We start from the raw sequence: 12,973 nt of genomic DNA, 5'->3' as shown, positions 1-12,973 counted from the left end.
GTTGAATCATGTCTAAAATTGCGAAAAAAGGCATCATATTTTTGTTTCAAAAAGAAATCGATTTCATTTTATGGAGGAGGTGACGTGAGGCTATTATGATCACACTTTTGAAGGATTTTCGGGCCAACCGGGTGCTTTGGCTGATGATCCTGCCTGCGCTGCTCTTTTTCGCGGTATTCAGCTATTTGCCGATGGTCGGCGTGTATTACGCGTTTACGAACTACCGGTTTGACGGAGGTTTGTTCGGCAGTCCGTTTGTGGGGATGCAGAACTTCGAGTTTTTGTTTGAGTCCGGCGTCTTGTACAACTTGACGAAAAACACGATTCTCTACAATCTGGCGTTCATCCTGCTCGGAAACGCGCTGCAGCTTCTGTGCGCCGTTTTCCTGAGCGAACTCCCCGGCAAGCTGTTCAAAAAGACGACGCAGTCCGTCATGTTCCTGCCCTTTTTCATCTCGTTCGTACTCGTTGGGGCGTTTGTCTTCAACCTGTTCAACTCCGACACGGGCGTGGTGAACACGGTGCTGAAGCAGCTCGGCTTGCCGCCTTACGATTTTTACCTGAACACCGAGCCGTGGAAATATATTATCGTGTTCTTCCATGTGTGGAAGGGGCTCGGCTACGGCACGGTCATTTATTTGGCCGCCATTATGAGCATCAGCGACGAATACCATGAAGCGGCGAAAATCGACGGGGCGAATATTTTTCAGCGCATCCGACATATTACGCTGCCGCTGCTCGTGCCGACGTTCATTCTGCTTATTCTGCTCAGCCTCGGGGGTATCCTGAAAGGGCAGTTCGACTTGTTCTACCAGATTATCGGGAATAACGGCATGCTTTTCGAGTCGACGGATATTATCGATACATACGTGTACCGGTCTTTGACGGTTAATTTTGATATGGGCATGGGGACGGCGGCGGGGCTGTACCAGTCGTTCTTCGGATTTCTGCTGGTCATACTCGTCAACTACGTAATTAAAAAAGCCCGCAGCGATTATGCTCTGTTCTAAAAAAGAAGGAGGGGGACGGAAGTGAAGATCCGCACGGAAGCATCGACGGTTGTGTTCAACGGGATCGGGTATACGGTCATTACCGTGCTGGCGGCGGTATGCCTGCTGCCGTTTCTGCTCATTATTTCCGGGTCGCTGTCCTCGGAGATGGACATTATTACGGAAGGTTTCAAGCTGATTCCGACCACGCTGTCTTGGGAGGCGTACCAAGCGGTGTTCAGCAATCCGATGCAGATGGTCAAGGCGTATCAGGTAACTGCCGGTTTGACGATCGTCGGCGCGGCGCTGGGCTTGTTTCTGACCTCGATGGCCGGTTACGTGCTGTCCCGCAAAGAATTCGCATACCGCAACTCGGTGTCGTTTCTCATCTACTTTACGACGCTGTTCAGCGGAGGGCTGATTCCGTGGTATATCGTCATGGTCAATGTGCTGGGACTGAAGGACAGCTATTTGGCGATGCTGCTTCCGCCGATGCTCAGCGCGTGGAACATTATTTTAATGAAAAATTTCATGAAATCGATTCCAGACTCGATTACGGAATCGGCCAAAATCGACGGGGCCGGAGATTTCACGATTTACTGGAAGCTGATTCTGCCGCTGTCGACGCCGGGGCTTGCCACGATTGGCCTGTTCCTCGCGTTGGCGTACTGGAACGACTGGTTTCTGGCTAATATTTTCATCACGTCGGAGGATAAATACCCGCTGCAGTTTTTGCTGTATAAAATATTGGCCAGCGCAGCGGTGCTTAAGACGAGCATTGCCGGGAATTTGTCTGCGGATTTCAAGCCGCCCGCGGAGACGCTCAAGATGGCTGCAGCCGTCGTGGTGACAGGACCGATCGTGTTTCTGTATCCGTTCGTGCAGCGCTATTTTGTCAAAGGGCTGACGATCGGGGCGGTGAAGGGTTAAGACCCGGCCATCTATTCTATTTCTAATTCGAAACCACAGGGGGAAAGCGGATGAACCGAAAGCTGAAATCGGCAGGATCGGCGCTCATGGCGCTGACGTTGGCGGCAGGACTGCTGGGCGCGTGCTCGGAGAAGCAGGGGACGGCGGAGCCCGGCGCGAATCCGGCCAAGACGGAGTCCGGTAAGCCGGACACGTCGAAGAAGGTGCAGCTCGTCTGGTATCTGCTCGGCGACGCGCATAAGGATTCCCAGAAGGTCATCGACGAATGGAACAAAATGCTGGAGAAGGACTTGAACACGACGGTCAAGGTCAATTTTACGACGTGGAACGAATGGCAGACGAAGTACAATCTGCTGCTGGCCTCGGGCGAGAAGGTGGATATGATTTTCGCTTCCAGTTGGGCCGGCTTCTATAAATATGCCAAGCAGGGAGCATTTCTCGACTTGTCGAAGCTGCTGCCGGTCTACGCGCCGGAGACGTGGAAGACGGTGCCGAAGCAGGATTGGAGCGATGTCTCCACCGGAGACAAAATATATGCCGTGCCAAGCACGTTCCCGGAGTATACCCCCAATGGTATCGTGTACCGGGAAGATTGGCGCAAGGAGCTGAACCTGCCGGAGATTAAGGATTTGGCTGCGCTTGAAGCGTATTTGGACGGCGTGAAGAAGGCGAAGCCGAAGGTCACCCCGATTGGCGGCAAGGCGTGGAACGAGATCAACTCGTTGTTTTTCGCGGTTCACGACTTTCAGGGCATCGGCGGCGACAGCGGCGTCATCGCGGCCCGCTCGTACGACAAGCCGAGGGAGATCGTGGCGTATCCGTTCACGCAAGAATTTGTGGACTGGGCGAAGAAGATGAAGAGCTGGGCGGACAAAGGCTACTGGTCTTCGAATACGCTTTCCTCCCAGACGGAGGGGGGCGACCTGATCAAGGCCGGCACGGGCGCGGTCTATTGGCGAAACCCGGCAGCGGCGGGCGGCTTCATTACCGACGTGAAAAAATCCAACCCGGACCTCGAGCTGGCTTACTTCCCGTTCACCCGGTTCCACAGCTATGCGGTGCCGAATCTGTCGATCAACAACGGCATGGCGATTCCGAAAAATGCGCCCAACCCCGAGCGGTCGCTGATGGTGCTGGATAAGCTGCGGAACGATCCGAAGTATTTTGACCTGATGACCTACGGCATTGAAGGGCTTCATTATGACAAAAGCGCGGACGGCAAGCATCTCGTCATTCCGGCCAAAGGGCAGGACCCCAAGGCGGTCACGAAGTACGACATTGCGAGCTGGGGCTGGCGCTACGAGCCGAACATGCGGAGCGAGGAAGGCGGTTGGGCTGGATTCGATAAGCTGAACGAGGAATTCAAGTCCCAGAGCAAGCCGAATCTGTTCGCCCCGATTCTGATGGATTACCAGCCGGTCAAATCGCAGCTAGCGGCGGTCAACCAAGTGTTCCAGCAGTACGGGCTGCCGCTGATGATGGGGCTCGTGCCGGACGTGGATAAGGCGCTGGATACTTACCGGAGCAAGCTGAAAGCGGCCGGCGTGGACGCCGTGCTGGACTACGTGCAGAAGCAGGCGAACGCTTATTATGACGAGAAGGGCATCAAGTAGCGGAGGCATACCGGTTGAAAGGAGGTGATCCGCCCGTACGGCTCGAAACGGGGAATTCCCCGAAAATCGGTAACTTTAAAGGAGGAAGAAATGGAATGAAAAGAAGCAAACGGTGGCTCTCGTTCGGTTTGGCACTGACGCTCATGGGTGTCTCGGCTCCGTCCGTATATGCGGGTCCGGGCGGATCGGTCGACGCTTGGCTGACGACGGCGGATCAAACGAGTCTGCTCGCGAAGCAAGCGCCGCTTCATTTCTCGGCCGACGGCGATTCGAATCCGACGACGATCGATATACGGCCCGGCCTGACGTATCAGACGATGGACGACTTCGGTGCCGCGATCACCGGCTCCTCCGCTTACTTGATGAATAAGAAAATGTCACCCGGGCAGCGGGAGGCGCTCTTGAACGATTTGTTCACCAACAAAGGGATCAACATCGGCTTCGTCCGTCACACGATCGGAGCCTCGGACTTTTCGGTCGACGGCAGCGGCAATGCCAACAGCTACACGTATGACGATGTCGCCTCCGGGACGGATTATGGGCTGAAGCACTTCTCCATCGCCAAAGATGCCGACGTGACGAGCGTGCTGCGGGCGATTGTGCGCAAAAAGCCTGGCCTCAAGGTGCTGGGCTCCCCATGGACCGCGCCGCCGTGGATGAAAACCGGCACGCCGACATTCAATGGCGGCTCGCTGAACGGCAGCGACCCGAAGGTGTATGCCGCTTATGCCGACTATTTTGTCAAATACATCAACGCTTACAAGAACGCCGGCATCCCGATCTGGGGAATCACGGTGCAGAACGAACCGGAGCATTCGACGGCGAACTACCCGAGTATGAGCATGGGAGCGGCGGAGCAGGCTTCGTTTATTAAAAATGATCTCGGTCCGGCGTTCCAGCGCAGCGGCTTATCGACGAAAATTATCGCGTTCGACCACAATTGGGACATCGGCGTAAACTATGCTTCTACCATACTTGGCGATAGCGGAGCAAGTGCTTATACAGACGGAACGGCGTATCATTGCTATGGCGGCTCGCCAAGCGCCATGACGACGGTCCATGACGCTTTTCCGTCGAAAAACATTTACTTTACGGAATGCAGCGGCGGGGAATGGAGCACGGATTTCGGCAACAATCTGAGCTGGAACATGTCCAACCTGCTGATCGGCTCTCCCCGGAACTGGGCGAAAGCGGTGCTGCTGTGGAACATGGCGCTCGACCCGAAGGGAGGCCCGATCAACGGCGGATGCACGAACTGCCGCGGCGTAGTGACCATCGACCCGAATAACGGAAACGTGACGAAAAACGTGGAATACTACGTGATCGGCCATGCGAGCAAGTTCGTTGCGCCGGGAGCGGTGCGGATCGATTCCACCAACTTCGCCGGCAGCATCGAAAACGTCGCTTACCGGAATCCGGACGGTTCGCTTGTTCTGATTGCCGCCAATGTCGGCGCGGACTCCAAGACATTCAAGGTGCGCATGAATTCGCAGTCGTTCATTTATACGCTCCCGGCCAAGTCGGCGGTGACCTTCAAATGGAAGCCGTCCCCCGGCAGAGACGGGCGGAGCCATCTTGATAGCGGTACGCCGGCGGGCGTAGCTGAGAGCGGCGAAGAAATCGAATAGAGGAGGGGGCTAGCCTCTGCAACATATCAGAACCTAGAGTGCTCCCGAGGTCAGGGCTGCGTACAAAAAGCTTCATCTAACGATGCCGTGTCGGGCATGGCAGATGAAGCTTTCTCTTGTTTGCGGCGTTATTCCTCTTCCTCCGTCACCTCGTCCAACCCGACCGCTGCGTCGAAGACGGATTCTCCAGGGACGTTGGTTATGTCCTCCTTCGCCCGAACCTGCTGCTTGATGTTCTCGTAAAAGCTCTGAAACGACTGGTCAAGCAGCGCTTCGCGGTTCGGATCGTTATTGACGTCGGAATCGACTTCCAGGCTTCGGATATCCGCTGCGTTTTCGTCAGCCTTTTTGTTTTTATCCGGGGTCACTGGCATTTCCCTTTCATTTCCTTTTGTCAAGCGGTCACTTGTTGTTCAGGTTTCTCAGCACTTGGGCCGGCATCTCTTTGCGGTCTTCCTCGGCTTTCTTCTCTTTGCTCTTATCGTCCGGGTTCGCTGAATTGTACCGGGCTGCGTCCATCCCGTCCATAATATTCATGGGAAATCCCTCCTTTATCGATATCATGGCTTTCGCCGGACGATTTTATTCCGTGGGCCCGCCGGACCTTCATATAAACTTAACCTTGCTCCAATCGCTTTTGTATTATAATGATTCAACGAGAAGCAGGCATATTTTTCTACATAACGAGGTGGAGCATGAACAAGACGGCACGTAAGTTAGGCATCGCGCTGCTGGCGGTTGGCTTGGCCATTCCGGCATGGAGTGGCAGCATCTCCAGCGTCCGGGCGGAAGCCTCCGGCAGTCCATCTGTATCCTTGCTGTATTTCAACGACGGACACGAAATCAGTCCGGTGACCGACAAGCTCGGCACCCGCGGCGGGGTAGCCCGGGTGAAGACGCTGGTGGACAGCGTACCGGGCGAGAAAATCGTCGCTTTCGGCGGTGATCTGGGCGGCGGGACGTTATTCGGCGGCGTCTTCAAAGGGCATCCGATGGTGGAAGCGTTGGGCCGGATTCCGGTCGATGTCGCGAATTTCGGGCAGCACGATTTCGACGCAGGCGTCCCCAATACGCTGGAGCTGATCAACAATTCGCGCTTTCGGTGGATTTCCTCCAACTTGACCGGAAGCGACGGCAAGCCGTTCGGTCAAGTGCCGGAGTACGTTGTCACGGAGAAGCAAGGCATCCGCATCGGCATCCTCGGCCTGACCAGCGCCATGGAAACGACAATGCGGGACGAGCGGGTTAAAAGCCTGAACGTGATTGAATCCGCGCAAAAAGCGGTGAACAAGCTGAAACAAGCGAAAGTGGATATGATCGTGGCGTTGACGCAGGAGCCGGTTGCGGACGATAAAGCGCTGCTGGCGGCCGTTCCCGACATCCGGGCGGTTTTTACCGAAGAGGAAGCGGAAGAGAAATCGTTCGTCCATGAGGTCGACGGCGGCAGCCGGTTCATTTTCTCGCCTCAAGGCAACATGGGGGCGATCATCCGGCTTGTCGTTAACAAAGAAACGGATGGGACGATCCGTTTATCGCATGAGATATTGAAAGTTGACGAAACCGTCCAAGAGGACAAGCGGCTTGCCGAGATGGCGGCCGATTACCAAGCCAAGCTGGATGCGGAGCTGGGCAAAAAGGTAGCCTCTTTAGCCGGTGATTTGCCGTATGGGGATAACCACGAATCCCGTTTCCGGGAAACGGCCATCGGCAATTGGATCGCTGACGCGTACCGTGATTATTACGGGACCGATATCGCGTTTGCGAACGGCGGAGGCATTCGGGCGAGCGCCAAAAAAGGCGATTTCACCTTAAAGGACGCCAAGTCGATTCTGCCCTTCGGCAACAAGATCGTGAAGGTGGAAGCGACCGGAGAGATGGTGCTCAAGGCGCTGGAAAACGGAGTTTCCGGCGTGGAGAAGCTGGCAGGGGGCTTTTTGCAGGTTTCCGGCATCGCCTATGAATACGACGCGGACAAGCCGTCCGGTCAGCGGGTGCGGAACGCTCGAATCGGCGGGCAGCCGATCGACAAAGACGCCGTCTATACGCTTGCCTTGTCCAACTATATGTTCACCGGCGGCGATAATTATACGATGTTTGCAAAAGCAAAGCCCCTTGTCGGCGCAGGAGAGGCGCTGACGGATTTTGAACTGCTTGCGGCATATGCTTCCAAGCAGAAGCAGGTTCATGTCCAGCCGGAGGGACGGATCGCTGTCAAAGGCTTCGCCGACGTACCATCGGGGCATTGGGCGCATGCGGCGGTCAAAGGCTTGACCGATGTAGGCGTCGTAAGCGGCGCGGGCGAAGGGCGGTTCGCCCCCAACGCAGGCTTGTCTCGCAAGGAGGCAGGCGAGATGGTGTCCAAGGCGTTGGCTGGGAAAGTAAACGCCTCGGTGTGGAACGAGCTCGGACTGGACGGCGAAGATATGACGACACCGGTTGTTAGGCAGGAACTGGCGCTCCTCGCCAAATGGCTGTACGAGAAAAAAACAGGCAAAACGCTGCCCGCCGCAGCGAAGTCGCCGTTTGCGGATGACGCGGCGATGCCGGATGGAATGAAAGCGGCGGTATCCGGGCTGGCCCAGCTCGGACTTGTCGAGGGGCGGCAATCGAACCAGTTCGCCCCGCAGGAACAGGCAACGCGGGCGGAAGTGGCGCACTTGGTCTGGAACATCCTCAGCAAATAAATTCAAAAACAAGCCGATGCTTGCCCGCTGTGAGGCAGCACCCGGCTTGTTTTTTTTCATTTTCAGCATTTATTCAGCTTCCGCTCAACCAACGCTCAGCCCAAACTAAGGTTCCATTAATGTACAGCTCCTATACTTCAAAGTGTAAGTGAAACACAAATTCGAAATCAAAGGAGACAATAAACCATGAAAACAATCGGAAAAAAATTGATGGCAGGAACCATTGCAGCAGGTTTTCTTCTCGGAGGAGCCGGATTATATTACTCTCAAGCATATGCCGCAACGACGGCAACTACGGAAAGCGGCACAACCGCAGATAGCGCGCAGCAGGGACACGGGCACGGGAAGTTCGGCAAGGGCGGCTTCGGCCGGGAAGAGCACGGCTTCCACGGCGTCAACATCCTGAAAGAAACCGCCACGCTGCTCAACTTGGATGAGAAAACGCTGATGGACGAGCTGAAGCAGAACAAGACGCTGGCGCAAGTCGCGCAGGAAAAAGGGGGCTTGACGGAAGACGCCCTCATCCAAAAGCTGACCGACGCTGAAACGAAGGCGATTGACGATGCGGTGAGCGCGGGCAAGATCACGCAGGATCAAGCGGACAAGCGTAAATCCGGTCTGGCAGATCACTTGAAGAAAGCCGTGACCGCGACGAAGCCGCAAGGTCAGCACGGTGAAAAAGGCGGAAGAGGAGCTTTCGGGATGAGGGGCAATCCCGAGAATCTGACGAAGATTTTGGGTATTACCCAGCAGGAGCTCACCGACGCGATGAAAGCAGGCAAATCGCTGGCTGAAATCGCGCAGGACAAAGGCATTAGCCGCGACCAGCTCATCAGCCAAATCAAATCGAACCTGGACGATGCAATCGGCAAATTCGTAGACCGCAAGCCGGGACAACGTCCGGCTGCGCCTGCCGCGGACTCGGCTAACAGCCAAGGATAAGAAGAATAAAGTCTGTTTGAGCTTATGACGGCTCAAGCAGGCTTTTTCTAGTTCATTCATTGCGTTTGTTCTATATCACAACATACTTCGACATTTTTTTTGCAAGATAATGCTTGTTTTCAGTGAGATAATCGAAATCTTACGAAAAGAAGGAAGAATAATATATTTTATAATTATCAAATAGAAAGGAGCATCATTAATGAAGAAAATAGCTATTACACTGGCAGCAATCGTAGCAATTGTAGGAGCAATTCCCGTTGGAGCATCGGCGCAAATCACAACTGTCGATCGAAACGCTATATCACAAGATGGAATTGAAGCTCTTGCGCCTGGGGATTATTTACTCGAAGTCGAAGACGAATGGTTATCTTCAAATGGTACCGACACTTGGAATTATGACTATGCGGCAAGCGACGGTAAAAGCGTTCGGGTAGGTTACACATCTTCAACGAAAAAACCTGTGACAGTCGTCATTTATTACTATCCGGATAAGAATGACCCGGATAACTATGAGGAAGTTTTTCGAGCTGATGCAAACTCGTCCAATAATTATCGATTTACAAAGTATATAGATTCTAAAAACTTGCGCCATGGTTATCATGAAGTCATCGTCACAAACGACGGTTCAAAAGAAGATATTAAATATACGCTTCGAGTAAAAGGAATTTAATATATTCAGTTATTTAATAAATCAGACACTCCAGTTTTGGGGTGTCTAGTTTGTTTTTTATACAGCTGTCCGATTATGGTTGCTCCAAAAAGCTAGTTTTGGTAATATCGTGTAAATTGGGAGAAGGGGACTTACGATGAACTATCCGGGTTTCAAAGAAGGAGTAACGATTGGTGTAATCGCCCCGTCCTCCGGGGTGCCCTCGGCATTGCATGATTTGGTCAAGCTCTCATGCAGCCGCATGCAGAGCAGAGGCTTTAACGTCGTTTGCGGAGAAACGGTATGGACGCAAGAGAAGGCCAAGTCCGCGCCGGCTCAAGTCCGCGCGAACGAATTCAACGCCATGACGAGCAACGACGCAATTGATATGATCATCCCGCCTTGGGGTGGGGAGCTGCTGATCGAGATACTCGAATATATTGAATTTGAAAATATACCGAGCAAGTGGATTTTAGGATATTCGGATATCAGCGCATTGCTGTTGGTGGTCACTTTAAAAACCGGCCTGGCGACGGCTCACGGAACGAATCTGGTTGATTTGAGAGGCGAATATTCCGACGAGACAACCGCCATGTGGCAAGTGGTCTTATCGACGAAAACGGGCGAATCCGTCCTCCAGCATTCCTCGCCGAAATATCAGAAGGAATGGAAACACGCCGACCCTTCGCCGTGCATCTACCATTTAACCGAGCCTACGTATTGGAAAACCGTGTCCGGGGCAAAAACGAGCATGCAAGGCCGTATGCTTGGCGGCTGTATCGATATCATCCGGCATTTGATCGGCACCCCGTTCGGCGACGTGCGGCAATTCCAGAAGCATTTTATCCATGAAGACCCTATCGTCTGGTATCTGGAAAACTGCGAGCTGTCCACAACGGATTTACGCAGATCGCTGGTGCAGATGAAGCTAGCCGGATGGTTTGAGCATTGTACGGGTATTATGTTTGGCCGCAGCAGCGCCAATCAGCCGGTTGAAGGCTACACGGCCGAAGATGTTTATCAAGAGCTGTCCCAGGAGCTGCAGGTCCCTATTGTTTACGATATCGATTGCGGCCATGTCCCGCCGCAGATGACGTTCATCAACGGAGCGTACGCCGAAATCGAGGTCAAGGACGGCAAAGGGACCGTAAAGCAAGTTTTTATGCCATAGCCCATAGCCTAAGCAAAAAAGGTCAAAAAGACAGTGTGTACGTATCTGGAGTTTATTGAGAAAGAGCTTTTAACTGAAATAGAGAAACATACGGAGGTGGGGTATCTGCTGTAGGAGCGATAGCGTTCGCCTTTGTCTGCGGGAAATACCCGCTGCTAAGCGGCTTCCAATCAAATTTCCCGAGGACCCGGGGTCCCCGCAAAGTACTCGGACTAAGCTTCCCTGATTCAACTTCACTTTGTGGGGCGGAGCAGCGGTCGGAAGTGGATACCCTGCCCCCTCGTAACCTCTATTATCTCAATGACCACTTTCTCAACACTCTGAAGAAAACGTAAACGAGTCTTTTTGACCTTTTTTCATCTACAACGAAATCAAATCCCGCGACAGCTTATTCAGCCGCTCACAGCCGTTGTCCGTCACCAGCACCATATCCTCGATCATGATCGAGCCGACACCGTAGCCGTAGTACGGCGTTTCCAGACAGATGACCATGCCCGGACGGAAGACGGTTTCCTCCGACGGGCTCAGGAACGGGGCTTCCTCGGCCGCGAGGCTCAGTCCCGCACTGTGGCCCAGATGGCCCCGGTTGTAATTCGGGAGGCCCGAGCGGCGGATCAGCGGCATCACTTCGTCAAAAGCGTGCTTCATCGGCATGCCGGGCTCGATCAGCTCCAGCAGCCGGTCGTGTCCGGCCCGCAGCGCGCCGTAGATGCGCTTCACCGTGTCCGACGGGGAGCCGAGCACGAACGTGCGCGCAATGTCCGAGCCGTAGCCGGCCACGTCGACGCCGACATCGAATTTGATCAGATCGCCCGGCTGACCCGGACGCGTGTCGAAAATATGCGCAGGCGCAAAATGCGCCCCGACCGAAATCATATGGAAGCGGGAGGACGAGCCGTCGGCATGGGTCAACAGCGCGAGCCGGAAGGCGTCGGCAATCTCCGCCGCCGAGCTGCCGGCCCGGATTCCCTTGATCGTTTCGGCGATGCCGATTTCGGCGTATTCGCAGCTTTTGCGCAGCTGTGCGATTTCCCAAGGCGTCTTGAGCGCGCGCAGCTCGGTCAGGATGGCTCCGGCTTCGGTGAATTCCAAGCCCGGGACGGCTTCGCGCAGCGCATTCACGGCAGGGTACCGCATGGAGTTCAGCTCCACGGCCACCCTGCCGCCGTTGATTCCGTATTCGGCCAGCACCTGCCCGAGCAGCCCGAACATCTCCTGCACTTGATGGTTTACGGGCCGCCGCCCTTCGTACTTGGCGCCGCGCAGCCCGAGCGGATCGTCGACGTCCACCCAGGTCGGGTACGTGCGCAGCTCGCACCCGGGCATATCCGCCGGAACGCCCGCGGCTTCAAATTCGTTCATGATGATCACCGTGCGGCGGCTCGGGTCGCGGAACATGACGGCCAGCGCAACTTCATTCATCCGCAGCGTATACATAAACGTGCTGGGGTGGCCGGACAAGTAGTAGAAATTTTCACAGCTCGAGGCCACGAGCGCTTCCACATTTTCCTTCTCCATGATCGCCCGTGCACGCTCCGCGACGTTCTTCAAATGCTCTGCTTTGCTCGGAACCACAATGTCCACTCCTTCGAATCTTACTCGTTACTCCGTCTCCAGCGCGCCTTCGATTTGCCGCAAAAACTTGCGAGCCCGCTCCGTCTGCGGCTGGACGAAAAATTGCTCCGGCGTGCCTTCTTCCTGAATTTTGCCGTCGCTCATAAAAATAACCCGGTTCGCCGCTTCCCGCGCAAACTTCATCTCATGGGTGACGACGATCATCGTCATGCCTTCCGCGGCAAGCTGCTTCATGACGGACAGTACTTCACCCGTCAATTCGGGGTCGAGCGCGGACGTCGGCTCGTCGAACAGCATCACCTGTGGCTGCATGGCGAGTGCCCGGGCAATCGCAACCCGCTGCTGCTGGCCGCCGGACAACCGGGAAGGATATTCGTCCTTTTTATTGAGCAATCCCACCTTGGCGAGCAGCGATTCTCCGATTTCGACGGCTTGCTTCTGGTTCATCTTTTTAACAGTCGTGGGAGCCATAATCACGTTTTCCAAGGCGGTCATATGAGGGAATAGATTGAACGACTGGAACACCATGCCGGTTAATGTACGGATGTGCCGGATCGCCTGCTTCTTGCTTGCAGCGTCCATGGAGGCGTCCCATGCTGCATCGCCCACCCGGATCGATCCCGCGTCAGGCTCCTCCAGCCCGTTCAGGCAGCGCAACAGCGTGCTTTTGCCGGAGCCGCTCGGGCCGACCAGGACCACGATTTCGCGGGAGCGGATATGTAGATTGATGTCGCGGAAAACGACCAGATCGCCGAAGCTTTTGCCGAGTTGGTTTACCTCGATCATGCAGAT

At 54.7% G+C, this 12,973-nt stretch carries 12 protein-coding genes; 8 read left to right on the top strand and 4 right to left on the bottom strand.

What is annotated here, in order from left to right:
• Positions 1–95: 95 nt before the first annotated feature.
• From NI000_RS12535 to NI000_RS12520, 4 genes are all read left to right on the top strand, one after another.
• A complete protein-coding gene (locus tag NI000_RS12535; protein WP_253410959.1) occupies positions 96–1,010 on the top strand; it encodes an ABC transporter permease in 915 nt (304 codons plus the stop codon).
• A gap of 21 nt (positions 1,011–1,031) precedes the next feature.
• Positions 1,032–1,919 (top strand): carbohydrate ABC transporter permease, encoded by an 888-nt coding sequence (locus NI000_RS12530; protein ID WP_253410958.1) that lies wholly within the window; start codon positions 1,032–1,034, stop codon positions 1,917–1,919.
• 50 nt (positions 1,920–1,969) lie between these two features.
• Complete coding sequence (locus tag NI000_RS12525) at positions 1,970–3,532, top strand: extracellular solute-binding protein (RefSeq protein ID WP_253410956.1); 1,563 nt, start codon at positions 1,970–1,972, stop codon at positions 3,530–3,532.
• Between the two features lie 95 nt (positions 3,533–3,627).
• The gene (locus NI000_RS12520) at positions 3,628–5,160 is read left to right on the top strand and encodes a glycoside hydrolase family 30 protein (protein ID WP_375540965.1); all 1,533 of its coding nucleotides are present in this window, start codon (positions 3,628–3,630) and stop codon (positions 5,158–5,160) included.
• A 128-nt stretch (positions 5,161–5,288) separates the two neighbouring features.
• Here NI000_RS12520 and NI000_RS12515 read toward each other — a convergent pair whose 3' ends face one another.
• On the bottom strand, positions 5,289–5,534 hold the full coding sequence (locus NI000_RS12515; protein WP_253410955.1) for a hypothetical protein: 246 nt from the start codon (positions 5,532–5,534) through the stop codon (positions 5,289–5,291).
• A gap of 28 nt (positions 5,535–5,562) precedes the next feature.
• The gene (locus tag NI000_RS36745) at positions 5,563–5,697 is read right to left on the bottom strand and encodes a hypothetical protein (protein ID WP_272948175.1); all 135 of its coding nucleotides are present in this window, start codon (positions 5,695–5,697) and stop codon (positions 5,563–5,565) included.
• A 158-nt stretch (positions 5,698–5,855) separates the two neighbouring features.
• On the opposite strand from NI000_RS36745, the gene NI000_RS12510 reads away from it, so the two are divergent.
• From NI000_RS12510 to NI000_RS12495, 4 genes are all read left to right on the top strand, one after another.
• Positions 5,856–7,844 carry a 5'-nucleotidase C-terminal domain-containing protein gene (locus NI000_RS12510; RefSeq protein ID WP_253410954.1) on the top strand — a complete coding sequence of 663 codons (1,989 nt, stop codon included), beginning with the start codon at positions 5,856–5,858 and terminating at the stop codon, positions 7,842–7,844.
• Positions 7,845–8,030: 186 nt separating this feature from the next.
• Positions 8,031–8,786: a hypothetical protein gene (locus NI000_RS12505; protein ID WP_253410952.1), complete on the top strand. Its 756-nt coding sequence runs from the start codon at positions 8,031–8,033 to the stop codon at positions 8,784–8,786.
• 199 nt (positions 8,787–8,985) lie between these two features.
• A complete protein-coding gene (locus tag NI000_RS12500; protein WP_010500965.1) occupies positions 8,986–9,456 on the top strand; it encodes a hypothetical protein in 471 nt (156 codons plus the stop codon).
• Positions 9,457–9,592: 136 nt separating this feature from the next.
• A complete protein-coding gene (locus NI000_RS12495; protein WP_253410950.1) occupies positions 9,593–10,606 on the top strand; it encodes a S66 family peptidase in 1,014 nt (337 codons plus the stop codon).
• 360 nt (positions 10,607–10,966) lie between these two features.
• Here NI000_RS12495 and NI000_RS12490 read toward each other — a convergent pair whose 3' ends face one another.
• Together NI000_RS12490 and NI000_RS12485 are read right to left on the bottom strand one after the other, a co-directional pair.
• The gene (locus tag NI000_RS12490) at positions 10,967–12,181 is read right to left on the bottom strand and encodes a M24 family metallopeptidase (RefSeq protein ID WP_253410948.1); all 1,215 of its coding nucleotides are present in this window, start codon (positions 12,179–12,181) and stop codon (positions 10,967–10,969) included.
• A 27-nt stretch (positions 12,182–12,208) separates the two neighbouring features.
• The gene (locus NI000_RS12485) at positions 12,209–12,967 is read right to left on the bottom strand and encodes an amino acid ABC transporter ATP-binding protein (protein ID WP_253410946.1); all 759 of its coding nucleotides are present in this window, start codon (positions 12,965–12,967) and stop codon (positions 12,209–12,211) included.
• Between the last annotated feature and the right edge of the window lie 6 nt (positions 12,968–12,973).

It is taken from the genome of Paenibacillus tyrphae (assembly GCF_024158745.1).
Classification (GTDB): Bacteria; Bacillota; Bacilli; order Paenibacillales; family NBRC-103111; genus Paenibacillus_G; species Paenibacillus_G tyrfis_A.
This window is presented reverse-complemented; position numbering and strand designations above follow the sequence as displayed.